Source organism: Anaerococcus nagyae, from assembly GCF_040364225.1.
Taxonomy (GTDB): Bacteria; Bacillota; Clostridia; order Tissierellales; family Peptoniphilaceae; genus Anaerococcus; species Anaerococcus nagyae.
In genome coordinates, this window is the sequence record NZ_AP031484.1 from 775,052 (window position 1) to 801,138 (window position 26,087).

Annotated in this window: 29 protein-coding genes and 2 pseudogenes; 29 read left to right on the plus strand and 2 right to left on the minus strand. The window is 28.5% G+C overall.

Annotation, left to right across the window (positions count from 1 at the left end; all coding sequences use genetic code 11):
• Positions 1 to 96 precede the first annotated feature (96 nt).
• The 6 genes from ABXG81_RS03745 (at position 97) to ABXG81_RS03770 (ending at position 4,739) form a co-directional block, all read left to right on the plus strand.
• Positions 97 to 480: a hypothetical protein gene (locus ABXG81_RS03745; RefSeq protein WP_209813606.1), complete on the plus strand. Its 384-nt coding sequence runs from the start codon at positions 97 to 99 to the stop codon at positions 478 to 480.
• Positions 481 to 689: 209 nt separating this feature from the next.
• Positions 690 to 2,207 carry a HEPN domain-containing protein gene (locus ABXG81_RS03750; RefSeq protein WP_117520901.1) on the plus strand — a complete coding sequence of 506 codons (1,518 nt, stop codon included), beginning with the start codon at positions 690 to 692 and terminating at the stop codon, positions 2,205 to 2,207.
• 221 nt (positions 2,208 to 2,428) lie between these two features.
• A complete protein-coding gene (locus ABXG81_RS03755; protein ID WP_117520903.1) occupies positions 2,429 to 3,193 on the plus strand; it encodes an MBL fold metallo-hydrolase in 765 nt (254 codons plus the stop codon).
• A 136-nt stretch (positions 3,194 to 3,329) separates the two neighbouring features.
• Positions 3,330 to 3,668 (plus strand): SdpI family protein, encoded by a 339-nt coding sequence (locus ABXG81_RS03760; RefSeq protein WP_117520904.1) that lies wholly within the window; start codon positions 3,330 to 3,332, stop codon positions 3,666 to 3,668.
• A 514-nt stretch (positions 3,669 to 4,182) separates the two neighbouring features.
• Positions 4,183 to 4,329 carry a hypothetical protein gene (locus ABXG81_RS03765; protein ID WP_245325667.1) on the plus strand — a complete coding sequence of 49 codons (147 nt, stop codon included), beginning with the start codon at positions 4,183 to 4,185 and terminating at the stop codon, positions 4,327 to 4,329.
• Positions 4,326 to 4,739 (plus strand): AAA family ATPase, encoded by a 414-nt coding sequence (locus tag ABXG81_RS03770; RefSeq protein ID WP_245325668.1) that lies wholly within the window; start codon positions 4,326 to 4,328, stop codon positions 4,737 to 4,739. Before ABXG81_RS03765 ends, ABXG81_RS03770 begins: the two co-directional genes overlap by 4 nt.
• Before the next feature lie 369 nt (positions 4,740 to 5,108).
• Here ABXG81_RS03770 and ABXG81_RS03775 read toward each other — a convergent pair.
• A pseudogene (locus ABXG81_RS03775) lies at positions 5,109 to 5,349 on the minus strand (AbrB/MazE/SpoVT family DNA-binding domain-containing protein).
• 719 nt (positions 5,350 to 6,068) lie between these two features.
• Between ABXG81_RS03775 and ABXG81_RS03780 the strand changes: the two are divergent.
• From ABXG81_RS03780 to ABXG81_RS03890, 23 genes and pseudogenes are all read left to right on the plus strand, one after another.
• Positions 6,069 to 6,455: a ferritin family protein gene (locus ABXG81_RS03780; RefSeq protein WP_117520906.1), complete on the plus strand. Its 387-nt coding sequence runs from the start codon at positions 6,069 to 6,071 to the stop codon at positions 6,453 to 6,455.
• A gap of 818 nt (positions 6,456 to 7,273) precedes the next feature.
• On the plus strand, positions 7,274 to 8,068 hold the full coding sequence (locus ABXG81_RS03785) for a TraX family protein (RefSeq protein ID WP_117520908.1): 795 nt from the start codon (positions 7,274 to 7,276) through the stop codon (positions 8,066 to 8,068).
• 145 nt (positions 8,069 to 8,213) lie between these two features.
• A complete protein-coding gene (locus ABXG81_RS03790; RefSeq protein WP_117520910.1) occupies positions 8,214 to 8,567 on the plus strand; it encodes a hypothetical protein in 354 nt (117 codons plus the stop codon).
• A 271-nt stretch (positions 8,568 to 8,838) separates the two neighbouring features.
• A complete protein-coding gene (locus ABXG81_RS03795; protein ID WP_209813608.1) occupies positions 8,839 to 9,468 on the plus strand; it encodes a sugar O-acetyltransferase in 630 nt (209 codons plus the stop codon).
• A 443-nt stretch (positions 9,469 to 9,911) separates the two neighbouring features.
• Positions 9,912 to 10,844, plus strand: a complete 933-nt coding sequence (locus ABXG81_RS03800; RefSeq protein ID WP_209813610.1) for an IS30 family transposase — start codon at positions 9,912 to 9,914, stop codon at positions 10,842 to 10,844.
• A 313-nt stretch (positions 10,845 to 11,157) separates the two neighbouring features.
• On the plus strand, positions 11,158 to 12,309 hold the full coding sequence (locus tag ABXG81_RS03805; protein ID WP_209813612.1) for a cation diffusion facilitator family transporter: 1,152 nt from the start codon (positions 11,158 to 11,160) through the stop codon (positions 12,307 to 12,309).
• Positions 12,310 to 12,410: 101 nt separating this feature from the next.
• Complete coding sequence (locus ABXG81_RS03810) at positions 12,411 to 12,827, plus strand: DUF523 domain-containing protein (protein ID WP_209813614.1); 417 nt, start codon at positions 12,411 to 12,413, stop codon at positions 12,825 to 12,827.
• Positions 12,828 to 12,973: 146 nt separating this feature from the next.
• Positions 12,974 to 13,519: a nucleotidyltransferase domain-containing protein gene (locus ABXG81_RS03815; RefSeq protein WP_353529242.1), complete on the plus strand. Its 546-nt coding sequence runs from the start codon at positions 12,974 to 12,976 to the stop codon at positions 13,517 to 13,519.
• A 299-nt stretch (positions 13,520 to 13,818) separates the two neighbouring features.
• Entirely contained in the window at positions 13,819 to 14,382 is a 564-nt protein-coding gene (locus tag ABXG81_RS03820) for a TIGR00730 family Rossman fold protein (protein WP_209813616.1), read from the plus strand.
• 127 nt (positions 14,383 to 14,509) lie between these two features.
• Positions 14,510 to 14,950, plus strand: a complete 441-nt coding sequence (locus ABXG81_RS03825) for a GNAT family N-acetyltransferase (protein WP_353529173.1) — start codon at positions 14,510 to 14,512, stop codon at positions 14,948 to 14,950.
• A gap of 98 nt (positions 14,951 to 15,048) precedes the next feature.
• Positions 15,049 to 15,360, plus strand: coding sequence for a hypothetical protein (locus ABXG81_RS03830; protein WP_288222992.1), 312 nt, complete (start codon positions 15,049 to 15,051; stop codon positions 15,358 to 15,360).
• 49 nt (positions 15,361 to 15,409) lie between these two features.
• Entirely contained in the window at positions 15,410 to 15,889 is a 480-nt protein-coding gene (locus ABXG81_RS03835) for a peptide-methionine (S)-S-oxide reductase (RefSeq protein ID WP_353529174.1), read from the plus strand.
• Positions 15,890 to 16,296: 407 nt separating this feature from the next.
• Positions 16,297 to 17,664, plus strand: a complete 1,368-nt coding sequence (locus ABXG81_RS03840) for an aminotransferase class V-fold PLP-dependent enzyme (RefSeq protein ID WP_353529175.1) — start codon at positions 16,297 to 16,299, stop codon at positions 17,662 to 17,664.
• A 174-nt stretch (positions 17,665 to 17,838) separates the two neighbouring features.
• Positions 17,839 to 18,897, plus strand: coding sequence for an enoyl-CoA hydratase/isomerase family protein (locus tag ABXG81_RS03845; protein ID WP_353529176.1), 1,059 nt, complete (start codon positions 17,839 to 17,841; stop codon positions 18,895 to 18,897).
• A 235-nt stretch (positions 18,898 to 19,132) separates the two neighbouring features.
• Entirely contained in the window at positions 19,133 to 19,609 is a 477-nt protein-coding gene (locus ABXG81_RS03850; RefSeq protein WP_353529177.1) for a pyridoxamine 5'-phosphate oxidase family protein, read from the plus strand.
• 46 nt (positions 19,610 to 19,655) lie between these two features.
• On the plus strand, positions 19,656 to 20,426 hold the full coding sequence (locus ABXG81_RS03855; protein ID WP_353529178.1) for a nucleoside phosphorylase: 771 nt from the start codon (positions 19,656 to 19,658) through the stop codon (positions 20,424 to 20,426).
• 166 nt (positions 20,427 to 20,592) lie between these two features.
• Positions 20,593 to 21,009 (plus strand): GNAT family N-acetyltransferase, encoded by a 417-nt coding sequence (locus tag ABXG81_RS03860; protein WP_245325670.1) that lies wholly within the window; start codon positions 20,593 to 20,595, stop codon positions 21,007 to 21,009.
• 81 nt (positions 21,010 to 21,090) lie between these two features.
• A complete protein-coding gene (locus tag ABXG81_RS03865) occupies positions 21,091 to 21,573 on the plus strand; it encodes a thioesterase (protein ID WP_353529179.1) in 483 nt (160 codons plus the stop codon).
• A gap of 37 nt (positions 21,574 to 21,610) precedes the next feature.
• On the plus strand, positions 21,611 to 22,078 hold the full coding sequence (locus ABXG81_RS03870) for a GNAT family N-acetyltransferase (protein WP_353529180.1): 468 nt from the start codon (positions 21,611 to 21,613) through the stop codon (positions 22,076 to 22,078).
• 51 nt (positions 22,079 to 22,129) lie between these two features.
• A pseudogene (locus tag ABXG81_RS03875) lies at positions 22,130 to 22,312 on the plus strand (GNAT family N-acetyltransferase); the annotation flags it as partial.
• Between the two features lie 26 nt (positions 22,313 to 22,338).
• On the plus strand, positions 22,339 to 22,491 hold the full coding sequence (locus ABXG81_RS03880) for a hypothetical protein (RefSeq protein WP_181965112.1): 153 nt from the start codon (positions 22,339 to 22,341) through the stop codon (positions 22,489 to 22,491).
• Positions 22,492 to 22,626: 135 nt separating this feature from the next.
• Positions 22,627 to 23,208: a TetR/AcrR family transcriptional regulator gene (locus ABXG81_RS03885; protein ID WP_117520944.1), complete on the plus strand. Its 582-nt coding sequence runs from the start codon at positions 22,627 to 22,629 to the stop codon at positions 23,206 to 23,208.
• Positions 23,195 to 24,271: a DUF2871 domain-containing protein gene (locus ABXG81_RS03890; RefSeq protein WP_353529181.1), complete on the plus strand. Its 1,077-nt coding sequence runs from the start codon at positions 23,195 to 23,197 to the stop codon at positions 24,269 to 24,271. The genes ABXG81_RS03885 and ABXG81_RS03890 overlap by 14 nt, the downstream gene beginning before the upstream one ends.
• A gap of 68 nt (positions 24,272 to 24,339) precedes the next feature.
• Here the strand turns inward: ABXG81_RS03890 and ABXG81_RS03895 are convergent, their stop codons facing one another.
• Positions 24,340 to 25,881, minus strand: coding sequence for a bifunctional UDP-sugar hydrolase/5'-nucleotidase (locus tag ABXG81_RS03895; protein ID WP_353529182.1), 1,542 nt, complete (start codon positions 25,879 to 25,881; stop codon positions 24,340 to 24,342).
• Positions 25,882 to 26,087: the final 206 nt, after the last annotated feature.

A 26,087-nucleotide genomic window follows, 5' to 3' on the forward strand; every position in this document is an offset into this window, starting at 1 on the left:
TGGTAAATAATAATTAACCAAATACTTTTCTATGGATAGGAATTCCTGTTCATGGAATTTTTTGTTCACTTAAGTGAGTTGAACGAACTAATGTGAGTGAAACAAACCGAAATCGGTCTGAATGGAATGATATTCTTAACGCGTAATATGCAGGACGGAACAGGAAACTATGATTTAAGATTTGGGGAGACTTTTTACGATTTTTCCTGGTTTTATGGAGTTGACCAGAAAAAGATGTTGAGCGAAATAGAATGCCCGACGATCATTCTTCATGTTGCGCCTTCAAAGGAAACTGCGCCGAGCTATTATGATGAAAAAGGAATATTGCTATCTGCCATGGACGAAAAAGATGCAGAAGAAGTTCATACTTTAATCAAAAACAGTACGCTTAAATCCGGTTATGAATCAAGTCACGATATTCATGCCGACTTACCGGAACAGTTCGTTGATGCAATGATGGAGATGAAGCAGCAGAAGTAGCGGCTATGCCCATTGAACGGGCATTGACATTTACCCGAAAACATCATTTTTTTTTGCTAACTTCTATCGTGCAACGAGCGTGGAGGCTCTCTTCCAAATGTATCGTTATCGTCAGGGTGGTCTTGGTACATGTGGAGAGTGTGGTATTGATGTCACTAGTGAATTAGAGTATATCTCTATTTATTAAAAACTTGGAAGGAATTTTTGTGATGTTAGATTCTTATAGGCTAGATAATAAAAATATATTAAAAGGTAAGTGGGCTATTTCTTTAAATGAGTTAATTCCAGATGATGGGATTATATCCAATAAAGCTATATCGGGTAATTTAGAATTAAACAATGGAAAAATAACTTTAGATTTAAATGGTAGATTAACTGGAGTATCATTGAGCCTTTTTGATGATATTGAAAAAATATATGGGTACTTAAGTAATAATCTGTACGTAGTCTTAGAAAAGTGCTACCTAATTAATCCAACCATTATTTCTAACGGATATAATGTGGAGAAATATATTTCAAATTATGCATATATAATTTCATTACCTAATAATGATGTTTCAGTACTTAAAAATCAAGAAGTTTATGCAACTAGAGCTAAGTTTAGCTTTTCTTATCTTAATGATTGGTATAATATTGACCATCCTATATTAAATGATGATATGAGTAAAGACTCTTTTTCTATAAAATATATTAATAAATTTTCCAATGAGAATAGTTTTAATATTTTAGATAATAAATTTACTATAAAAATAAAGAGAGATATTAGAGCGATTAATGAATTTAATAAAGGTGCTAGTGCTAAAATGGATTATTATATAGAAGTTATATCTAATAATTACGAAGTAAAAAGTGTTAGAGAGTTCTATGAAATTTCACAATGGTTTATGAAACTGATTGATTTTTTAACCCAATCTAAAAAAAGATTTTCATACATCAAATTCTATCTAGAAGATGAAAATAATAAATTTCAATCTAAATCTTTAGACAATGGAGACTATGATTATAAGCATCCAATATACTATGGTCAGTTTATATTTCGTCAATTAGATGAGCAAGCGCAAGAATTCAAATATAATTCATTGAGGTTGAGTTATATAAAAGAAGATTTAGAAACTATAATTTGTAATTGGTTTAAATATAAAGAAAAACTAAAACCAGTAATTGATTTATATACTCAAAATTATATTTCTACCTTAGATATAGAAAGTATTCTCGTAAACCAAACAGAGATGATGGAAAGGCTTTACGATAACTTTTTTAACAGTGCAAGAGAAACACAAAATTGTGATGATTCAAATTTAGACAATACTATTTTAGAAATTAAAGATTATCTAGATAAAAATAACATAGAAATTTCTATTAAAGAAGAAATAACTAGGAGACTAGGTAATGATAAAAAAAATTATCCTACTTTCAGAGAAAAACTAACTGTTATTTTGGAGAATATACCTGAACAGTTAAAAAATATTTTTTATTTAATAGATCAAAATTGGAAAAATGATACGAATTTCGAAAAAAACTTTGCTAATAGGTTGAAAGATACAAGAAATTACAACACGCATGGACCGGGAAATAATAAGAATAAATCACGTCTAAAAGCTTTTAAAGAACTAAATAATGCTAATACTGTTTTAGAATATATAATTTATTATCATGTTATCCATCAATTAGGAATAACAGATGATATATTATTAAATTATCCATTCCTTAGAAGAAAAATACATTAATAGTAGGAGGAAAACTATTCATTTAATAAAGATTAGTATAAGGCAAATCATAAGGATAAATGTATAAACAAAATTTAAATTTTAATTATAAGTGTTTCTTTTTATAATTATATATATATAGTTTATGGGACCTTATCAATATTAATCATATTAAGATAATTATGATTACTTTAATAATTTAACAAAAATATGATGAGCTGAAGAGTTAATTAGGAGCAGTTATGGATACCCGGTTTACAATAGAAAAGATAGATTCTCAAACATTTGCATTAAGTGAATACAAACACTGGGAAGAGACTCATTGCTACTTATTATGTGGAGAGAATAAGGCACTCTTAATAGACACAGGACTCGGTGTTTCAAATATTAAAGAAGTTGTAGATGAATTAACAGATTTACCACTTACAGTTTTTACTACACATATTCACTGGGATCACATCGGCGGCCATAGATATTTTGATTGTATTGGAGTTCACAAAGAAGAAAAAAAATGGCTTTCAAAAAAATTTCCTCTTCCATTAGAAGTTGTAAAAAAGCAATTAACAGAAAAAGCACACAATTTTCCTTGCGATTTTAATATAGATGACTATAAGATTTTCCAAGTAAAGCCACAAATAGTTTTCCAAGATGGCTATACATTTGATTTAGGCGGTAGAACTATTGAGGTTATACATACACCGGGACATTCTCCTGGTCATTGTTGTTTTTATGAACATGAAAGGAAATATTTATATTGTGGAGATTTAATTTATAAAGGATGTCTATACGCTTTTTATCCTACAACTGATCCTAAATTATTTTATAAATCAATAAGAAAGATACAAAAATATGATATTAAAAGAGTTTTGCCTGGTCATCATGATTTAAATATTACTGTCTCGCTAATTAATGAGATAGAGAATGGCTTTAGATTATTAGAATCAAGAGGAGATTTGAAACAAGGGAAAGGAATCTTCGATTTTGGTAACTATCAAATTTGGATTTGATCTTTAAATTATATTAGATATATTCCCACATACGAGTTTTTTAAAAATATAAAATGTTATCCATACTTATCACTAAAGCCTGTAGTATTAACGTAAATGAATTTAATAGAAGCTAACGAAATAGGGAGGTTTAAGTATGTATTTTGAAAAAATTGTAATTAGTCTATTACCTATAGCAGGGCTGTTTTTGTCTTTTCTTTATAGGTATAAAGCAAATGGGAATATCAGTAAGTATAGTGGATTTAGAACAGGATTAAGTATGAAATCAAAAGAAAACTGGGAGTATGCTCATAAGTATGCAGCTAAACTTTTACGAATATATGCTATATTTTTTATATTATTAAATATTATAATAATATTTAGTAATAGTCTAAATAATACAACTATGACAATCATAGTTGTATTGCAAATGCTATTTTACTTCATCATTGGATATAGAGTTAATAAGGACTTGGCGAAGAAAGAAAATGGTTAAAATCTATTAAAGATTTTTAAAGGGTAATTTTATGTATATTGAAAATGAAATAAACATACCAGTGATGATATTAAGATTAGGGGTGTGTAGTATTAATTTTTATAATGTTATCTATTAACGTAAATGTAATTGCAATTATTAATGCTAATATAATAGCGAACGCAAGAGGTGGTTTCAATTACAAATTAACTTCTAATAGAAAAAAATTATAGTTTATGATGAAAAGCTTAAAGTAATATCTAAATCTTCAGTTGAAGTTGAAATAGAAAATTGACAAGGATAAAAAGTAAATATACACTAAAATAATAGTACCCGACACGCCTCTTAACAATGCGGACCAAGTCGGGTCTTTTGATTGCAAAAAAGCCCCACCACGTATGGCAAGATCTTGTTCCATAAGCATTATATCATAAATATAAGAAAATAGAATACTAACCGAGTCCTTGAATAAAAATAGGACAAATACTTGAATAAGTGATAAAATCCACTTAAGTATTGAGTATGGAAGGAAATAATGAAAAAGTATTTACATAGAATTGCAGATAAATTATTGGAAGAACGATTAGACGCAAAAAGGGCAGTTTTAATTGAAGGTCCGGTAAGACAACAACAGCAAAATAAAAGGCAAAAAGCTTTATATCTATGGATCGATCTGATATGACGAGACAGTATCAGCAAATGGCAGAGCTTTCTCCTAGTACTTTACTTGAAGGAGAAACCCCAAGTCTAATTGATGAGAGGCAAATAGCACCTAATTTATGGAATGCTGTGCGTTATGAGGTTGATAATAGCGATGAATTTGGTCAATTTATATTAACTGGTTCAGCAGTACCTAATGAATTTGATGACTCAATGCATACGGGTACGGGTAGAATTTCTAGACTTCTAATGCGATCTATGAGTCTATATGAATCAAAGGATTCAAGTGGAGAGATTTCTCTCAGGGATTTATTTAAAGGAGAAAACATCTCGGCGATTGATGAAACCAGTCTTGAAGAAATAGCCTTTTTTATATGTAAAGGTGGATGGCCAAAAGCAATTGGCTTAGATGAAAAACCAGCCTTATTCTAAGCCATAGATTATTTTGATGCTGTTGTTTCAAATGATATTAGTAGAGTGGACTTGGCAAAAAGAGATAAAGAAAAGGCTAAAAGATTACTTAAATCCTATGCAAGACATGTAGGAACACAGAGTTCGCTAGAAACGATTAGGCAAGATATTTTAGCTAATCAATGATTCTAATATCCATATTAACAGAAGATCCCCATATTTTATCTGTACCTTGTATCTTCTTGATTCTTAAAGATGGATGAGTAGGATTTTCTACGAATGATTTAAGTTTCTTTTTCGTTTGATTCTTTTCATTATCAGATAATTTTTTGTAATGTTTTTTAAAAGCCTTCGAATAAGTAATTTTATAGGATATTACTTGTCTAACTCCTAAAATAGAGAGTCAATGGAATCAAAGATTGGCCTTTCTCCATTTTTTATAGATTCTTTAATCTCTTTTACTTCAGCTTTTAAATTTTTTATGATATGTTTTGGATAGATTCAACTGGAACAAGTACAATTTTTCCATTATCTCCTATTATTTCAAATTGATCACCTTGATCTAATTCCATAGAGTTTACTATGTCCTTTGGATAGTAACTTGTGATTTAGCTTTTAATTCAACTAACATAATAAATCCTCCTTAGTTAGAAATTCATACTTTCTAACTTAATTAGATTTTCTTCTAAGAAAAAAAGTCAAGTGAAGAGTAAGTAGTTTTAGTATAGTTAAAATAGTAAAAGAATAATTAAAAGAGCCTTAAAGATTTTGACTTGAACCCGTAAACACAGAATAACTTAGTAATATATTAATCGGAATGTAATATGAATTTTATAGCTAGAATTCCTTTTAATTTTTTCTCAGTTCTATCCTATTGTAACATTTAATATCTGATTCTATTTCTCTTATCAACTGTCATAATTATTAAAGTCCACATCATAATATATTTCATGTTTAAGTATTTCAAAGAAGTTCTTCATTGATAAATTATTTCGTCTATAAAATATGTTTCAGGATCTTAGGGGTCATCTTACATTATAGGGCTGTTTTTATCTGCTCCAGAATGATATATATAATAAATTATAAGTTATGTACTGATTGATATATTCTTAATTATGTGCTATCAAGCCCCTAATAATTTAAGATTGTTGAAATTCAGTGAGTTAAGCTTAAATTGTTTAAAATTTAGAAAATATTAAGGGTAATCTTTTAATAATTGTAATAACAACTGAAAGTGATATATTTTAGAGTAGAAAGAAATCCATGTTATTTAAAGCATGAAAGAAAAGTGATTGAGAAGATAGTATATAAATATTAATTTCTAATCGTTATTATTGTAAGGAGGACAAAGTGAATATAAGTAAAAGTGAAATGAAGACATTATTAAAATCTCAACAAGGAGAGTTAAATGTAGTTTTGATGTATCAAGGACTTTCTAATGTAGTAAAAGATACAAAGGATGCGGAAATCTTTCGAAAGCTTGCTGCAGAAGAAGGTCATCATGCGGCTGTATTTCATGGACTTACAAAACAAAATTTAAAGCCAAAGAAAACATTGAGTGTTTTTATGCCGATATTATACAGAATAATTGGTAAAAAGAAACTATATCCACTCATTATAAAAGGAGAATATGACGCTGCCAAAAATTACGCTCCAATTGCGAAAAAATTTCCAGAGATTGAAAGCGTAAAAAATGATGAGAAGCGACACGGTGATATTGTTGCTGGGTTGTTATAAGAATTGTGGCTTAATAAATTTACATAGATTCACTAAAATAGATAATTGAATTAATTAAGAAAATTTTTTAAAATAACTATATAGATTTTAAAGTTTAAAAAGAATAGCAAACATTATACTTACTGGCTTATTAAGCAATGTGAAGATTATAGAACTGTTGGTTAAAAATTAGAAACTTTGGTATACTTAAAATCATTTAGATCTAAGACTTGATTTATATTTATTTTATAAATTGTAAATAATACTGTGATACATAAAGCAAGCTAATTTGTGCATAAATAAATCAAATGTATTTTGATAATCTAGGCATTTTCTGGGTTTAGTATTAAGTGCTATTAAATATTTAATTAATGCTTTATTACCTATCTTTACTAAGTATATTTTTTGATAGTGTTATTTTATAATCTATTTGTATTTTCATTACTTCCTCTTAACTACGCTGAATATACATCTGAAAAGTAAAATCTATTTCTTGTTTTTAAACTTTCCATAGTAAGCAATTTTTTTATCTATATAATATGGAAAAGTCTTAAAGTTTCTAATGATAAAAGATATAAGACATAATAATAAATAAACTTTAAGTTAACTACAAAGATTGATAGAATATCAAAAGTAGAATATTTAAATACTTTGCAGTACCCGACAAGACTATTAATAATATCAAACAAGTTGGGTATTTTTATAATGATATATTGTTATATTTAAATATATCTATTTTTAAAAAATCTGAGTTTTATATAGTGGGTTATTATTTGATTTGTTATAATTACTTACCTAAAAGATAAAGCTTTGATTTTATGATTAAAAGGAGGTATGCTATGAAGTCTTATGCAAATGCTACTAATTTAAAGTATTTTGCAGTTATACTTATGGTTCTAGATCATATACACCAGATGTTTTATGAATTTGGAGCACCTATTTGGCTAACTGCTTTTGGAAGATTTGTATTTCCAATTTTTTTATTTTTATTTGCTGATAGCTTTTATTATACAAGAAGTCGAAAGAAATTAATTACTCGTTTGTTACTTATGAGTTGGCTAATGAGCATAGGAAATTTTGTTATTGGAAACTTATTTGATAATGGTCATATAGGTCTTATGAATAATGCTTTTAGTACTTTTCTTGTTGTTGCTATTTTAGATAGTGGATGGGATCGTATGGTAGATTCAATTAAAGAAAAGTCAACCAAAAACTTTTTTATTGGCTTTTTTATTTTTATTTTACCCGTGCTATTATCCATAATAGTATTAGCCTTAGGAACACTTGTTAGCGGTGAAGGAGCAATATCACCAATTTTAACTCAGTTGATTTCATTGCTTATGTTAATGATTCCTAACTTAGTAACCATAGAAGGTGGCTATATTATGGTACTACTAGGTTTGATACTATATATATTTAGAAATAACAGAAAGATTCAATTTTTAGCAATACTAATTGCTGGATTGTTGAGCTTTTATTTTGATAAATCAGGTATCCAATGGATGATGGTATTTTCAATCATTCCTTTATATTTTTATAATGGAGAAAGAGGAAAAGGTAATAAGAACTTCTTTTATATCTTCTATCCTACACATATCTATCTATTATATATAATAGCAAGTTTACTACATTGATGAATTTAGGTTATTAAATAAATTAGAAAATCAAATTAGTAATATTAAAGATATTTAGTTGTACGATTTATAAAAGATTCAGAAGGATTAGTTAAATATATTTTAACAGATTGGAGTAATTAATGCAGTTTTTAGAGAGGCTTGAATGATAGAAAACGATAAAAAAAATCTAAGTTATGAAGAATTGAGTTCATTAATAAATATAAATAATATATATGAAATTACGCATGATAAATTATTAGATATTAGTTTAAAAATTGATGAAGTAACCAGTATTAATTTATATTTTCATATGTTGGGTTTACTAATTAATTTAGAAGAATATAATGATTCATTGAAAATCGCTTATTTATCCAATCTAATATCATTTTATATATTTGATGTTATAACTCCACCTTATTCTGAAAAAATTGCTAGGTTTTATGCTGAAAAATCTTTAGAAAATAATCCGATATCAGAATATAAAGAGTGGCTTGGATATATAAATAGAGGAAACTAAATTTTAAACTTAAGCGTAAGAAATGAAGTAAGATAAAATAAATGTGTGATAATAAGCATCTAGAAAAAATCTAGATGCTTTAATTGTACACAAAAGAATTATAGTTGGAAGATAGAATATTTATATTATAAATAATGATAAAAGACAATCGAAAACAAAGGAAAAGATAGAAATTATAAGTTCTATTTAGATTATGGTATAAATATGAATATATTTATCTAATATTTGTGGAATTTTAAGTTGTTGAATCTGAAATTTTGGGGGATAGATAATGATAAATAAGAAGGAATGGGAGAGGATGATTTCTGGTGAACTTTATCATCCATACAGTGTTGGAGTTAATACATTTGAGAAAGTTCACCTTGCGCAAAAGAAATTTAATGAGTCGGAATTTTGGCATGATAAGACTGCTTTTGAAGAATTGAAAAAATGTTTTAAAGTAGCTCCTGATGATATGGTGCTGACACCACCTGTTTATTTTGATCATGGAGATAAAATATCATTTGGCAAGAACTTTTATGCAAATACAGATTTGACTATATTAGATGAGAACTATGTTACTTTTGGAAATAATATATTTATTGCTCCTCATGTTAGTATATATACTGCTGGCCATCCAATTGATAAGGACGTTCGTAATAAAGATTTAGAATACGCATGGCCTGTTACTATAGGTGATAATGTTTGGATTTGTGGTAATGTAGTTATTAATCCTGGAGTTACTATAGGAGATAATACAGTTATTGGATCGGGTTCTGTTGTTGTAAAAGATATACCAAGTAATGTAATTGCAGTCGGAAATCCATGTAGAGTAATAAGGGAGATAATCGATGAAGATAGAAAAATTTGGAATGAACAGTTAAATGATTATTTAGAAGATGTAGGAAGATCTAATATATGAAAATAAGATGTATTATAAATTTCTTATGACACTTACAGAGTGTAGGTGTTATTTTTATGTAGTTAGTGAATATTAAAATTTTTAAAAGCATAGCATTGATAAAAGATCAGTAGGAATCTTATTTTTAATTTAATGTTTAACGTATACTACAAGTACACTAATAGGCTTATTAGATTATATAATATTATAAATTTTGGTATAATTTGAAGAAAATATTGATGAGATTTTGTGATGAAAATCATACTAATTATTGAAGATAATAAAGAAATCACGATAGAGTTCGTATAATTGTGTAAAAAGAAAAGGTAATTTGAAACCTTAACTAGTACATTGTTTTTAATCGATAAGTTGTAAAATTAAATGCGACACTAGAATAAAATAGAAAACTCATACTAACTTCGTGTAAAATGTTAATAACGACAAAAACACACACGGAGGTCAATATGAGTTATAAACATCTTACCCTAAATGAGAGAAATAAGATAGAGGTGTTAAGGAAAGAGGGCTATTCTTCTAGGAGAATAGCGAAAATTTTAGGATTTCATCACTCCACAATTTCTAGAGAATTAAAAAGGTGTGATAATGAGTACGAAGCTGTCTATGCCCAAAAAGATAAAATTAAAAAATCATTATCTAAAGGAAGAAAATCAAAAGCTAATGATAATATCACCAAATCCATATCTGAAAAACTTCATAAGAAGTGGTCTCTTGAGCAAACATCAAACACTGTATGCAAAGATATTGTATGCTTTAAAACAATATATAATTGGATTTACTCAGGAATTATAGACTTTGATATTTCTGATATAAGAAGAAAAGGAAAATCAAGAAAACCAAAAGAAACAAGAGGTAAGTTTAATATTGGTAAATCAATAAACAAAAGACCTAAAGAAGTCAAAAAAAGGAATACTTTCGGTCATTGGGAACTAGATACAGTTGTATCCTCTAGAGGAAAGAGCAAAGGTTGTCTTGCAACATTTGTGGAAAGAAAAACTAGATTTTATATTGCCTTACCCATGGTAGATCGAAGTAAAAATTCGATGTTAAGGGCAATTGATAAGTTAATTGAATCTTTACCAATAGAAGCTTTAAAGACATTTACATCTGACAGAGGCAAAGAATTTGCTTGTTATGAAGATGTTGAAAAACGAGGGATAAATTTTTATTTTGCTGATGCATATTCAGCATGGCAAAGGGGCAGTAATGAAAATTCAAATGGATTGCTAAGGGAATACTACCCTAAGAAGACAGACTCATCTAAAATATCTATTAATGAGCTGATTAAAAACTTAATGGAGCCTAATACTAGACCTAGAAAATGTCTAGAATATCAAACTCCATTTGATTTATTTATGCACGAACTTAGTTTGCTTTAGGTGTCGCGATATTATTTGCAATTCATCAATCAAAAAACAAAACTAAATGACCAAACTACATTTTACAATTAATAGTGAAGATATTGAAAAATTTAATCTGTACTGAAGTAAAAAATTATAGTATATTTTCCAAAGCATTTAACAAGCCTATGGAAAGTGAAACGAAGTTACAAATTATCTTAAATATTCTAGATAAATTTACACAATATTATGGACTTGACTTAAAATTATGTATTTTAAGTTTAGTTTAGTTAAAATAATTTTATAAATAAAGCAACTTTACAATTATTAAGTTTAAGAAAGAAGCTAAAAAATGAGAAAATTACAAGATTTAAAAGGACAGGATGAAAATGCAAAAAAACGTGAGAAGCAGATTGTTAAGACTAGCATAATAGGCATAGTTGCTAATGCCTTGCTTGCAGCTTTTAAAGCTGTTATAGGTCTTGCTTCTAATTCTATTGCTATTGTTCTAGATGCGGTGAATAATATAGCTGATGCTGGTAGTTCTCTAATTACAATTGTAGGTACTAAGCTTGCAGCTAAAGAACCTGATAAGGAACATCCCTTTGGCTATGGCAGGATAGAATACCTTAGCGCTATGATAATTTCAGTTATAGTCTTATATGCTGGTATTACTTCTTTGGTTGAAGCTATAAAAAAGATTATCAATCCAGTAACACCGTCATATACTAGACAATCTTTAATCATTGTAGGGGTAGCTGTTATTGTCAAAATAATACTTGGGCAATATGTAAAGAATGTAGGTGTAAAAGTAAAGTCTGATTCTTTAATAAACTCAGGAGAAGAAGCCAAACTAGACTCTGTAGTATCTGCGTCCACCCTAGTAGCAGCAGCAATTTTTCTAATATTTAATATCTCTTTTGAGGCATATCTTGGTGCTATAATATCTATCATTATTATAAAATCTGCTATAGATATGCTAAAACGTACTATATCACAGCTATTGGGAGAGAGAAATGACCCAAAACTTGCTAGAGAAGTTAAAAAGACTGTAGAAAATTTCCCTGGTGTAGAAGGGGCCTATGACCTAGTCCTTAATAATTATGGACCAGACTCTTGGAATGGATCTGTACATATTGAAGTGCCAGATACTTACACTGCAGATAAGCTTGATCAGATGATAAGAGATATACAATTAGAGGTTTACTACAAGCATCAAATTGTCCTAACTGCTATAGGAGTATATTCTATAAATACAACAAATCCTAAAGTTATTAATATGCACAAAAAATTAAAAGAGATAGTATTATCTCATAGGTATGTGACTCAACTCCATGGATTTTATGTAGATGAAGATAATAAGTCAATCAGGTTTGATGTGGTTATAAGCCTTGATGCTGATGATAGACTAGATGTATTTGAAGAAGTAATGAAAGACGTACAAGAAAACTTCCCAGAATATGAAATACAAGCTATCCCTGATGTGGATTTTGCAGATGTATAGAGCTATAAATATATAATTGAAATATCAAAATCAAGGTCCCTAGAAGATATAATAATTCTTTAGGGAACTTAGTTTTGTAATAAAAGATTAGGAGAATTTTAATGAAACTTGCAGTAAGTGCTTGCTTATTAGGCGAAAATTGTAAATATAATGGTGGAAATAACTATAGCAAAGAATTAGCCGACTTTGTAAAAGGTTATGAAGTCATACCAATATGTCCAGAAGTCTTGGGAGGCCTAGCTACACCAAGAGAACCTGCAGAGATTGTAGATGGTCTAGTTAGAATAAAAAGCGGTCTGTCAGTAGATAAGGAGTTTAGAAAAGGAGCCCAAAAAGCTTTGGATATAGTTATGGAAAAAGATGTAGACCTAGTCATACTACAATCAAGGAGTCCATCATGTGGTGTAAATACTATATATGACGGTACTTTTACGGGTAAAATTATTGAAGGCCAAGGTGTATTTGCAAAACTACTTCAAGAAAATGAAGTGCCAGTCATAGATGTAGAGGATTTATAAAAACTTATTTTAAAATAAGAACATTAATAAATTTAAAGATTTAAAAAGTTAATAGCTAAGATATTTAAGTAAAAAGTAGGAGCTTATTTATGATAAATCAGCAAAAAATAATAACTTATCTAAAAGAAAAATAGAACCCTCTTACTATAGCACTTTACGGGTCATATGCTGATGGTACTTACAATCAAAACAGTGACTTTGATTGTTTGATTATAGTAAAATATAAGGATTACAGTCATGATGATCATCTGATAGATAATGTTTATATAGATTGTTTTATTTATACTGAAGATGAGATAAAAACTAAAAGTATTGAAGAGTTTATAACAATTTATAAAGCTAATATTATTTATGATACTGGAATTGGTAAGCAATTAAAATCAGAAGTAGAAAAGTATGTTGATTCTTTCACATATAAGGATAAGGAGTTCCTTGTTTCGTGGATTAAAAAGACACTATGGAGAATAGGAAACGGGGATGATGACAGTAATTTCAGAGCTATTACTTTTCTTTCTGAAAGTTTAGAAGACTATTGTTTGTTAAGGGATATATTTTACTTTGGTAGTAAAAAATCAATTAAATATCTTAAGAAAGAAGATAAGATAGGATACAATCTTTTTTATAAGGCAGTAAGTACTAGAACCAATGATTCAATCATAGATTGGGGAGAGCATATTATCCAATATAAATAATAGTTTGACTGTTATTTAAATTAAATATTGAGGAGATTATTATAATTTATTAATAATTTAAATTAAACCATCTCGACTAAGTGAGTGAAACGAACGCATGGAGGGATCTCATTAGATTTCTCCACTCACTAGGTTCGGTCGAAATGGTCGAATTTTATATTTTGTCAACAGTTTGGATTTATTTATAAGAATGAATTTTTTATCTGAAGAAGTTGGAGAGCTTTCTCAAGCAATTATGACATATCATTTGAAGAAATATTAGAAAACCATATCAATAAAATAGAAGGAAGATTTGAATAATGAACATAACAGTATTTTGTGGTGCAAGCATTGGTAATAATGAAATCTATAAGCAAAAAGCTATTGAATTAGGCGAATGGATAGCTAATAATAATCATACTTTAGTGTATGGCGGTGGTAAAGTTGGCTTGATGGGCTTACTTGCAGATACTGTCTTAGAAAATGGTGGAAATGTTATTGGCGTTATGCCAACTTTTTTGGTTGAAAGAGAAATTAGTCATTCAGGACTAAATGAATTAATAACAGTAGATAATATGTCTGATAGAAAAGCTTATATGATCGAAAAAGGAGATGCATTTATTGCCTTGCCAGGAGGGCCAGGAACACTAGAAGAGATTATCCAAGTTATATCATGGGCTAGAGTTGGGCAGAATGATTGTCCTTGCATATTAGTTAATGTAAATGGTTATTATGATCACTTAGAAAAGATGCTTGAACATATGGTTAAAGAAGGATTTTTAACTAGTACGGATAAAGAAAAAACATTATTCTCAGAAAACTTAGAAGAGATAGAGAACTTTATTAATGACTATAAAAAACCAGAAATTAGAAAGTATGTGTAATTAATTTGCTAGCATTATTGTGAAAAATGCTTTACATGTAACAATGGAAGTTGAATATCTTGACGATACAGTAATAAAATACTCTGGAATTTACTAGAATTAATTAGATAATATACAGGAATATTATATGATAATAGAAGAAATGAAAGTAAAAGATATACATAATATTTTAGATTTATATATAGATTATTACAATAATATTGAAGGTTCTAATTGGATAAAACAAACTGCCTATAAGCGTATACACCAAGTTTTGACAATGGAGGATTCATATTGCTTGATTTTAAAGAACGATAATAATTATATAGGTTTTATTATAGGCTACTTTAAACAATATGATGATATAATAGGTTATACACTAGAAGAAATAGTAATTGATTATACTTTCCAAAATAGGGGCTTGGGAGGCCAGTTTCTCGATCAACTTGAACAGAAAGTTAAAGAATTAGGAGCTTCATGTATAGAGCTTAAGTCTGTGAATGATCCTATGCATAATCATTTCTATAAGATAAATGGTTATTTAGATTCTGATAGCTTTGTTGAAAAAGTAAAGTGGTTTTCTTTATAGTGTATAGGAATATTTTTAGGGAAAGTTATTTTAAATATGATAACTAAATAAAATGAATTAATAAATCAACTATTTAGGTATAAAGACTAGGAGGAATTATGAAATTAAATGAATTTTCAGAAAATGACCAAGAACAGATCAATGAGGGATTATCTACAGCTAATATAAGTGATAAAGAAGCAGCTGATAAGATTCTTAAGCTCGTTCCCCAAGAATGGATTAAGAAAATCCCATTTTTTGTAAGAGGACATGCTATAAGTAAAGCTATTGAGAAAATTGCAAATGAACACCCAGACCTATATAATGTAGCTAAAATACCAGGTGAGTTGCCAGAAAAAGAGCGTGCAGAACTCAAGGCGATTATTACGGATCTTTTCCTTGAGAGAATGGAAAAGCATAATATTAAATAGATATTTGTCAGTTACTTATTATAGCTCTTTGATTGGAGAAATAAATAATATGGAAACAATATATGTAGCTGGTGGGTGCCTATGGGGTGTTCAATATTTTTTTAAAGAAATACCAGGAATTATTTCTACTGAAGCTGGAAGAGCAAATGGTTCTAGCAATATTTTAGATGGAGAATATGATGGATACGCTGAATGTGTAAAATTAGTTTTTGATAGTAGCATATGTTCTACAAAAGATATATTAGCCTATCTTTTTGAAATAATAGATCCCTATAGTTTAGATAAGCAAGGCTTTGATGTAGGTAAGAAATATAGAACTGGTATTTATAGTACTTCAGAAAAACATTTGATAGAGGCTAGGGACTTTTTAAGTCAGCGCAAAGATAAAGATAAAATTGTAGTGGAAGTAATGTCACTTTCTAACTATATAAAAAGTGCTGATGAGCACCAAGATCATCTTGATAGGTTCCCTGAAGATTTTTCTTACTGTCATTTGGACAGTGATCTTATGAATAAATATAGAAATTAATTGTAAGAAAATTTTTGATTATATTATATATATAAAATACTAATGGGACTGTTGCAGAATGAATAAATCATCTCAAAATCATTAGAATAACCTCTACAGAATTTTACCAGATTTTTTTATAGCTTTTTTCTATACTGGTTTAGGATGTGCACTGGAACTTGCGGGTATTGTATTTATTAGAAATCACACCACTTATAGTTATTTTAATAGAAATAATTAGATATGGAATTAATTTAAATAGTTTTAGAAATAGATTATATGATTCTAAAACTATTTTTTTATTTAAAAACAAGTTTTGTGCTGGATAATAACTTTTACTTTAACAATGCAAATCAAGTACTTGCATACATTTATTTTTTCCTATATCTTATTTAATAAAGATATATTTAATATTTATGAGGTGGATTATGAATAATAAATTTTGGACATATGAAGATGAATCTGTAGAATTAACTTTAAACTGGGCTAAAGAAAGAACTGTTTCTGGATCTGATCCTAAAACTACAGCGCTTTCTGCTAAGGAGTTAAGAGATAAGGTTGGTCAAACTATAACAGAAGATGGCCTTGGACCTAAAAAAGCTCTAGATATTTTTGATACTTTAAATAAGGCTACTCGTTCTGCAGATGATCCTATGAATTTCGCATATATACCTTGTGCTCCAACAAGAGCTGCAGTTGCATTTGATGAAGTAGTATCAGCAGCAAATGTATTTGGAGGTATTTGGGAATGTGGTGCAGGAGCTATATATGCTGAAAACCAAGTAGTAGACTGGATTAAAAAAAATCTTTGCTGGCCAGAAGAAGCGATCGGGACATTTGTTTCTGGTGGTACACATGGTAATCTTTCAGCTCTTGCTTGTGCTAGAGATAATGCAAGAAATAAATGGAAAGATGAAGGTAAATATCCTAATGGAAGACCTAGTGACGGTTATAAATTAATTATTTCAAAAGATACGCATTCATCAGTAAAAACTATTGCAAAAGTTTTGGATGTTGATGTTTTGACTGCTGATACAGATAAAAATGGAGTAATGAGTGGCAAAACTGTTGAAAAACTTATTAAAGAGAATGAAGGGGTATTTGCTGTTGTGGCCACGACTGGTACAACAAATACAGGTTCTATTGACCATATAGAATCTATTTCTAAAGTTTGTCAAAAATATGATATATGGTTACATATAGATGGAGCTTATGGTGGAGCTGGCATTTTAGCACCAAGTGTTAGAGATTTATATAAAGGAATTGAAAATGCAGATTCATTTATAGTAGATCCTCACAAATGGCTATTTGCGCCATATGATTGTTGTTGTTTGGTATATAGGAGTCCTAAAAATGTTTATCAAACTTTTTCGCAACATGCAGAGTATCTTGAGGGGGTAGATCATAGTCAAAGCAATCCATCAGATATGGCGATTCATCTATCTAGGAGAACTAGAGGGCTTCCATTATGGTATTCTCTAGTAACCTATGGTAGCAAAAAATATAGCGAAGCTGTTGAAAAATGTATAGCAAACGCAAGAAAATGTGCACAGGCTATAAAAGAAACAGATCATTTAGAATTAGTAATGGAACCTACTTTATCAATAGTAGTATTCAAAAGAAAAGATTGGGAGATTGAAGACTATGCAAGTTGGTCAAATGATTTAGCTCTAGAAGGTAAGCTTTTATGTATACCATCTAGTATAAATGGAGAAATAATTTTAAGACTAGCATTTTTAAATCCTAACACTGATATAGATAAAGCAATAAATATAATCGTTGATACAACAAAATAGCAGTGGAATAATAAGCTTCACTTATTATAAAAGTGGAGTTTTTTTATATTTAAAATTATAGCCTATCGCTTATTAAAAATAGTTGAGTAAAAGGGTAGATATTAGGTATGGGAAATAGACAATAAGATTGGCAATAGATTGTATTAATAAATAAAACTATAAATGAGGTGAAATATGATAAAAGAAAAAATAATTGAAAATGTAGGAATTATCTACTTAGACAGACCAAAGCAAATAAACGCATTAAATAGTGACACTATTAAAAAAATTAGTGAGATACTAAAAAAATGGGAAAATGATGATAAGGTAAAAGTGGTACTTTTTGATAGTCTTTCAGACAAAGGGTTTTGTGCTGGTGGAGATCTTAAAGAAATTTATAATGAATTTTTAATAAATGACGATTGTGCAGATAAGGATGGATTTTTCAAAATAGAATTTGATTTAGATAAATATGTTAAAAATTATAAAAAACCTATAATAAGTCATTGGTATGGTGTAACTATGGGTGGAGGAATAGGATTAACTATAAATTCTAATTTTATAATAACAGACGAAACTGTTAACTGGGCAATGCCAGAAACTAGCCTTGGATTTGTACCAGATGTTGGAGTTTGTAAGTATATTTCTAGTTTACCACAAGCTTTAGGACAATATGTTGGACTTTGTGGCGTAAGTTTAGAATCTAGTGACTTGATAGAGTATAATTTAGCTGATGTATATATAAATTCGAAGGATTATGAAAAATTAATAACAAAACTATATGATCTATCTAAAAACTATGAAGGTGATCAACTAATAGAGAATCTTAACAAAGAGGCTAAAAAATGGGAAGTCAAAGATAATGAATCAGAGATTGATAAGAATATAGATAAAATTAATAAATATTTTTCTCATTCTAGTTTAAATGAAATATTTGAAGATTTAAAGGATAATACTGACGATGAATTTGCAAAAAAATGCTGTGATATTCTTAAAGAACGTGACCCATTTATGTTAACTATCCAATTCGAAAAATATTTTGTATGTAAAGAATTAAGCTATGACGAAAGTATAGACTTAGATCTTAGGATTATTCAATACGCAATAAATAAAAATTCTATAAAGGAAGGAATTAGGGCTAAGATAATAGATAAGGATAATAACCCTAGTTGGCCATGTAGATCTTTGGATGATATTTCCATTGAGGAAGTTAAAGACTTATTGTCTATTGACAAAGCTTATGAAGAAAGATAATGATAAAAATATTTTATTATTAATTATATAGGGAATGATAGAGAGTTATTAGCATATATAATTATTTATTGGCTAGCAAAGGTTAAACTAAATTCTGTATTAGATTATATTAAAGTATTAGGAATATTTATGATTGTTGACTTAATATTATGGACTTTAATTTATACTTAAAAAGTTGATAGTTAAATAACTATTGATTAAGACAATATTTATTTTTTTATATTGAGGAGATGCTATGTTTAGAGAAATTAGAAGAAGTAAAAATAAAATTACTGATGAAAATATAAAAAATTTGCTTAAAAATGCAAGAATTGGAATCTTTGCTGTAAATGGAGATTGCGGATATCCTTATGCTATTCCCATGAACTTTTTATACGATGAAGGAAATAATAGTATATATATGCACAGTGCAAAAGTAGGTCATAAGGTAGATAGTTTAAGAAACTCGGATAAAGTTTGTTTTACTGTTATTGGAGAGGAGAAAATAAAAGAAGAAGATTGGGCACCCTTTGTAGAAAGTGTTGTTGCTTTTGGTAAATGTAAAAAAGTAGACGATGAAAAAAGGGCTTTAGAAATCCTAAAAGAATTTGCAATGAAATACTACCCAAGTGAAAATTTGGTTGATGAGCATATATCAAAAAGTGGGAAAGCTTGTAATATATATGTGATTGATATAGAAGATATAAAGGGAAAGGAAGTAAAAGAAAAATAGTAATATATAGGCTTGTTTGCTATACAAATTTCAGGGTAAAAATGCAATGACAATATTTAAAAATCAATATCCTATATTAGAATATGACGATAGTAAAGAATCAATCATCATGCCAGATCATGAAAGCCTTGACTTTAACCTACCTCAGAAATGCTTATTTACATTTTTAGGAGATGCTTTAGATAAGTTGGCAAATAGTTATAATGCCCATATAGTAGGAAAATTTGAGTCTATAACTAAAACATATCCCATTTATATAATAAATTATAAAGGAGAAGAAATATGCCTGGTTCAAGCTCCTGTAGGTTCCGCAGTCTCTGCACAAATCTTAGATTGGCTGATCTCCTACGGATGTGAGCAAATAATAAGCACAGGTTCTTGTGGGGTCCTGGTTGATATTGCCGAAAATACATTTTTAGTACCAAATAAAGCCTTAAGAGATGAAGGGGCAAGCTATCATTATCTTTCTCCATCACGATTTGTAAATATAAATCAAAAAGCTTTAAAAGTCATAGAAAAAACCTTGATAAGTCACAAATTAAAGTATGAGGAAGTAATAACTTGGTCAGCAGATGGATTTTATAGAGAAACTAAGGATATGGTGGAATATCGCATAAATGAAGGTTGCAAAGTAGTAGAAATGGAGTGCTCAGCCATTGGAGCTGTTGCAGAATTTAGAGGAGCAGTTTGGGGAGAAATACTATTTACTGCAGATTCTTTGTCCAATATAGAAAAATATGATCCTAGAGGATTTGGTGGAGATTCCATTGAATACGCTCTAAGACTAGGTTTAGATACTTTGTTAAACTTTGACTGAATGTAGGATATTATGAATTTAAAAATAAAAGAATCAGATCGAGACGATTTAGAAATTACTGTAAGCTTATGTACAAGTAGATTGATAGATGTTGGATAGACCCCATTCCTAATAAAAAAGCAATAAGTGTATATACACGAAATATGTTAGATAAAAGGAATTTAAAATGGAAAACATTATATATAAAGAATTTGGTAAAGAATATATAGACCAAATTATAGAAATTTATAAAGAGAATTCTTGGTATGCATATCTTGATGACTTAACAATATTAGAAAAATCAATTGATAATTCTCTCTATATATTGGGAGCATTTGAAAATGATAAACTTATAGGATTTATTAGATGTGTTGGTGATGGATACCATGTTGTGTATATTCAAGATCTTATAATAAGACCTGGTTATTATAGAAGATCTATAGGTAAAAATCTCTATCAAAAAACAAGTTGTAAATTTAAGTATGTAAGGCAATTTTTACTAATTACTGATGCGAACGATAAAGTATCTAATAATTTTTATAGAAAGATGGGAATGATAGAAGGTAATACTGAATATCCAGTACGCACATATATTAGGCAATAAAGTTTTATTTTGTTGTAGTTTAATTAATAGGGTATTAAAAGAAGAGTGGAATAAAATTAATTAAAAAAGGAGATAACAGTTATGGAAAATCAAAAAAGAATAGCGATTCAAGATACATATGGAGAACGCTTCCAACATTGTTGGGGCTGTGGTTCTAAAAATGATCAAGGTTTACATTTAAAGTCCTATCCTAGTGAAAATGGTGAAGCTTGTATTTGTAAAATAGTACCTGATGAAAAATATACTGGTGGAGTTCCTCAAAATTTATTTGGGGGTATGATTGCTATGATATTTGACTGTCATGGAACTGCTTCTGCAGCTTACTTTAATCACAAAGATAAAGGTCTAGAGCTTACAGAAGATACAGTTATAAAAAGATTTATAACAGCCAGAATTGAAGTAGACTTTAAGAAGCCAGTTCCTATGAATGAAGAAGTTATGGTTACATCTGAGTTAGAAGAGCTTACTGAAAGAAAAGCAATTATTAATATGACAATGGAAGTAGCAGGAGAAATAAGGGCCAAAGCAAGGATGGTTGCAGTAGGTGTTAAAGATAATATGTGATTAACAATTTTATCTAACTAGATTTAAAATAATTATTATGAGGACTATTATAAAAGAAATAAAGGATGCAAAGGAAAAAGAGAAAATTTCAAGAGAAATTCTTTATGATTTGACAGAATGGTTTGGAGTAACAGAATCCATTGAGAATTATATAAATGATTCAAAAGATATGCCATATTTAGCTGCATATATGGAAAATAAGCCTATAGGATTCATTGTTTTGAATAAAACTAGCGACGATAGCTCAGAAATTTTTGTAATGGGTGTTAAAAAAGAATTTCATAGATTAGGTGTAGGTAGAGAGTTAATTAAAAATTATGAAAACTTATCTAAAGAATTTAGATTTTCCTATTCCCAAGTGAAGACAGTCAAATCGGGGTGCTATAAGGAATATGATATAACAAATAAATTTTATATTTCTATGGGATATGTAGAGTTAGAATGTTTTCCAGATATGTGGAATGAATGGAACCCTTGTCAGATTTATATTAAATATTTAAAATAAAATCCTTAAAGGAGCGGATCTTATGAAAGATTTAATAATTATGTAAAGGAATCTTATAGAAGAAATTATTATGCAAAAGAATTAGTAAAAGCTTATGAAAAGTGGATAAGAGATAAAGGGTGTAAGGAGTTTGCTAGTGATTTCCTATTAGAAAATAAAGGGAGTTTAGATTTTCATTTAGCTATATGTTTTATCGAAATAAATAAAATTATTTGTTTTAAAAAAGAATTATAAAACAAAGCAAGGGAGAGGATAGAGTAATGAATAAAGACTTAGGATATTTTATGAGTTTGGGTCTTGCTTTTGGATTATTAATAGGATCAATTATAGACGAAACAGGGATTGGACTATGCTCAGGATTATTAGTAGGTTTAATTATTGGAAGTAAGAAAATGAATAAATCCAAGCAATAAACTTATTTGAAAATATAACTTTTAAAAATGACTCTTAGAATTATTGTGGAGTCATTTTATTTTTTCTTGACAAATGACATTATGTCATTTATAATATAAATGCAATGACACAATGTCACTAGAAAGGAATATATATTGCCTAAGGATACATTTTATAATTTAGATAAGGAAAAAAAGAAAAAAATAACAGATGAATTAATTTATGAATTTTCTGATAAGCCTTTTTCTCAAGTAAACATAAAAACTATAGTTGAAAATTTAGGTATAGCTCGAGGTAGCTTCTATCAGTATTTCAATGATTTAGAAGATAGCTATTTTTATATACTTGATAAAAAAACTCATGATATACATATACTTTTTATGGATACATTAAAAAATAATAATGGAAATATTTATGATTCACTTCAAGAATTTGGTGAAGATATTGCTGAAATTATTTTTAGGGAAGATGTATATAAATTATATAAAAATAGATATTTGTATTGGGATGAGGGATTAAACAAAAGTTGGGAAAATTCTCATGAAAATTTCAGATTAGTTTTTAATAGGGAGCAGTCAATTGGAATTGATCAAGAAAAGATTTATTTTTTCAGAGCCGTGGTTCATAGCCTCATCGAAAGAAATTTTAGAGAAGATTGGGATAAGGATACTTTTGTAGAAAAATATAAACTACATATTAGGTGGATCATGCAAGGAGTTATTAATGGAAATAGGTGAAAGTTTATTTGATATAAGCTATTTAATACTTGTAATAGCTTTGGGTGTAAGATTAGTTTTAGAAGATAGAAAAGAGGCAAAGCTTTTTGGTGTTATGGCTATTATTTTAGGATTGGGTGATAGTTTTCATTTAATCCCTAGAATAGTTTCTCATCTAAGTCCTGGTGGATTTGAAGCTAATATAAATGCTCTATCTTGGGGAAAATTTGTTACAAGTATTACAATGACTATTTTTTATGTCCTATATTACTATTTTTATAGAAAGCAAACAGGTGATTATGATAATAAAAAGAAAATTTTAGTATACGTTCTAGCTGTCATTAGAATACTATTAGTTCTTATGCCACAAAATAACTGGGGTACAGCTAATGAAGCTTATGAGTGGGGGATTTATAGAAATATACCATTTTTAATCTTAGGTGTACTTTTAATTATTTGGTCTTATAAAGAGAAAGAAAAACCTGGTCTTAAAAATATGTGGTGGCTAATATTACTAAGTTTTGCATTTTATATACCAGTAGTAGTATTTAGTAAAAAGTATCCTGCTGTCGGTGCTTTAATGATGCCAAAAACTATAGCTTATTTATTAATAGTAGTATTTGGATTTAAATATTTTGTAGATGGATTTAATAAAAGCTCAATACTTAAAACATCTGTAAACTGTGTCATCTTGGGAATATTTGCTGGAGCATTCTCAAGAAAATTTACTAAATATTATAATTTTGTAGGTCCAACATATTTAAAATTAGTCCATACTCATACACTTGTACTTGGATTTTTAACTCTAATGGGTGTCTATTTATTAGTCAAAAATTACGATAGAGAGAGAATATTGACTTTAAAAAAATCTTACCACACTTATATAATAGGATTTACAATATTTATTGTTAGTATGCTATTAAAAGGCATCTATACAGTTGTTAGTCAAGGCCAAGAAACCATTAGCTTAGCTGCCATATCTGGTGTTGCTGGAATTGGTCACACAGTTTTAACAATAGGAATGTTTTGGATGTTTTATAAGATCTATAAATATGAAAAGCTAGATTTAGCTAACAAGAAATAGAGATAAATTAATAATTAAACAAATAGAGGATTAGCTAATAACTGAAAACTAGTCCTCTCTATTTTTTATTATATGCCCTTATATCCTATAATATTTACAGTCGGATAATTATTGATCGTTACCTCTTTTTTTTCTTTTATGTAGTCAAATATTAATTCTGGCATTTCTTCAGATGATTCCCATATAATTTGATTTCCATTAAGTACGGGAAAATCACCTCCTCCAATAGCTCTATAATTATTAGTAGCAAGAATAATCTTTTGATCGTCTTTTACATCATGACCGTGATATTTTAAACTAGTTAATCTATGACCAATATCTTTACTGTAATCATAAGTGTATTCAATTCCGGAATATATATCATAATTAAATATAAAATACTCTGGATTTTGAACAATCATACCTTCCTCATCTAGCATAAAATAATTAGAATTGAATTCTAAAATTTGTTTTAAATCCTTCCCAGTAATCTCAAGCTTCATCAAAGTGTTATTAAATATATAATTGTTAATAATATCACGCATAGTTATATTTTCATCAAATCCTTTAGTTTCTATTGTAAAAATAGGTGTTGCTGCAATATCTGCCCTTGCATATTCCATTTGAATTTGATTAATGAGATTGATATACGGATGACCATTTATCTGAGCTTGCATTATAGAGTCTACTTTTGCATTAGTTTTGATAAATCCACACGAAATATCTAAGAATTTTTGAACCTTATTCATATCTTTTTTTATATGATTTTCTAACTTGAGGTCAGGAGTAAACTCTGATAAGTCAATTATTTTTGATTCTTTATTTATGATTTTTTTGTTTTCGTTAATTTCTAAAGTGATTTCAGCAATTGCTCTGCCCGCAAAACTAGCTTGTACTACTGGTATATTGTTATACACACCTGCTATTTCTTGGTGAGTATGACCAGTTAAGAGGATATCAAAGTCTAAACCTGAATATAATAAGTCATAAGCTTCATTTTCTCCAGTTTGGACTTGTATTTCATTGCCCGACTCTAAATCTTTTGCAAATCCTCCGTGATAAGAAATAATTATGATATCGCAATTTTTTTTATTGCGTAAAAAAGGAACATAATAATTAGCGGTATTTAATGCAGATTTAAATGCTAAACCTTTTATATTTTTAGGATTTTCCCAATGAGGTATGTATTGAGTTACTAGACCTAATATACCAATTCTAATTCCTTTAATTTCTTTTATAGTATATGGACTTATATCTAAGTAATTATTTGATTCTTGAATTGCATTAGCAGAAAGTACAGGGCATTTGACATGATTTATATAAGATCTTAAATAATCTTGACCGTAATTAAAATCATGATTGCCCAAAATAATACAATCAGTTCCTAACAAATTGTAAGAATCTGCTAGATTTTTTGGATCATTATTGTTGTGATAAAAAGTCGCAAGTGGAGAGCCTTGCAAATTATCTCCATTATCTATATAAATTACATTTTGATTTTCTTCTTTTACCTTATCAATATAAGTTTTTGCCCTAGACATAGAGAAAGTTTCTTTTCTAGATGGCACTTTAAATGAGTCAGTTGATATGTGTGAATGTATGTCAGTAGTTTCTAAAATTATTAGTTTCATAATACTCCTAAGTTTTATTATATAGCAGTCATTAAAGTATTAGTATATATTTACTTGGTGTAATTGTAAAGTACATAAATTATTTAAAATTAAATTTACTTATATTTCCATTAAGATAAATATATATTAAAGAAAATAACTAATTATCTCATATAATTACAATTAATATTATAATTTATTCTTATACGTATTTTTCTATTTGTCCT

Coding starts and splice junctions, on each gene's coding strand:
- ABXG81_RS03825 (WP_353529173.1), top strand. CDS start 14,510: ATGATAATAGAAGAAATGAAAGTAAAAGATATACATAATATTTTAGAT.
- ABXG81_RS03820 (WP_209813616.1), top strand. CDS start 13,819: ATGAACATAACAGTATTTTGTGGTGCAAGCATTGGTAATAATGAAATC.
- ABXG81_RS03870 (WP_353529180.1), top strand. CDS start 21,611: ATGAGGACTATTATAAAAGAAATAAAGGATGCAAAGGAAAAAGAGAAA.
- ABXG81_RS03790 (WP_117520910.1), top strand. CDS start 8,214: ATGATAGAAAACGATAAAAAAAATCTAAGTTATGAAGAATTGAGTTCA.
- ABXG81_RS03860 (WP_245325670.1), top strand. CDS start 20,593: ATGGAAAACATTATATATAAAGAATTTGGTAAAGAATATATAGACCAA.
- ABXG81_RS03840 (WP_353529175.1), top strand. CDS start 16,297: ATGAATAATAAATTTTGGACATATGAAGATGAATCTGTAGAATTAACT.
- ABXG81_RS03845 (WP_353529176.1), top strand. CDS start 17,839: ATGATAAAAGAAAAAATAATTGAAAATGTAGGAATTATCTACTTAGAC.
- ABXG81_RS03765 (WP_245325667.1), top strand. CDS start 4,183: ATGAAAAAGTATTTACATAGAATTGCAGATAAATTATTGGAAGAACGA.
- ABXG81_RS03850 (WP_353529177.1), top strand. CDS start 19,133: ATGTTTAGAGAAATTAGAAGAAGTAAAAATAAAATTACTGATGAAAAT.
- ABXG81_RS03880 (WP_181965112.1), top strand. CDS start 22,339: ATGAATAAAGACTTAGGATATTTTATGAGTTTGGGTCTTGCTTTTGGA.
- ABXG81_RS03810 (WP_209813614.1), top strand. CDS start 12,411: ATGAAACTTGCAGTAAGTGCTTGCTTATTAGGCGAAAATTGTAAATAT.
- ABXG81_RS03895 (WP_353529182.1), bottom strand. CDS start 25,881: ATGAAACTAATAATTTTAGAAACTACTGACATACATTCACACATATCA.
- ABXG81_RS03770 (WP_245325668.1), top strand. CDS start 4,326: ATGACGAGACAGTATCAGCAAATGGCAGAGCTTTCTCCTAGTACTTTA.
- ABXG81_RS03755 (WP_117520903.1), top strand. CDS start 2,429: ATGGATACCCGGTTTACAATAGAAAAGATAGATTCTCAAACATTTGCA.
- ABXG81_RS03865 (WP_353529179.1), top strand. CDS start 21,091: ATGGAAAATCAAAAAAGAATAGCGATTCAAGATACATATGGAGAACGC.
- ABXG81_RS03760 (WP_117520904.1), top strand. CDS start 3,330: ATGTATTTTGAAAAAATTGTAATTAGTCTATTACCTATAGCAGGGCTG.
- ABXG81_RS03805 (WP_209813612.1), top strand. CDS start 11,158: ATGAGAAAATTACAAGATTTAAAAGGACAGGATGAAAATGCAAAAAAA.
- ABXG81_RS03800 (WP_209813610.1), top strand. CDS start 9,912: ATGAGTTATAAACATCTTACCCTAAATGAGAGAAATAAGATAGAGGTG.
- ABXG81_RS03835 (WP_353529174.1), top strand. CDS start 15,410: ATGGAAACAATATATGTAGCTGGTGGGTGCCTATGGGGTGTTCAATAT.
- ABXG81_RS03795 (WP_209813608.1), top strand. CDS start 8,839: ATGATAAATAAGAAGGAATGGGAGAGGATGATTTCTGGTGAACTTTAT.
- ABXG81_RS03890 (WP_353529181.1), top strand. CDS start 23,195: ATGGAAATAGGTGAAAGTTTATTTGATATAAGCTATTTAATACTTGTA.
- ABXG81_RS03750 (WP_117520901.1), top strand. CDS start 690: ATGTTAGATTCTTATAGGCTAGATAATAAAAATATATTAAAAGGTAAG.
- ABXG81_RS03830 (WP_288222992.1), top strand. CDS start 15,049: ATGAAATTAAATGAATTTTCAGAAAATGACCAAGAACAGATCAATGAG.
- ABXG81_RS03785 (WP_117520908.1), top strand. CDS start 7,274: ATGAAGTCTTATGCAAATGCTACTAATTTAAAGTATTTTGCAGTTATA.
- ABXG81_RS03855 (WP_353529178.1), top strand. CDS start 19,656: ATGACAATATTTAAAAATCAATATCCTATATTAGAATATGACGATAGT.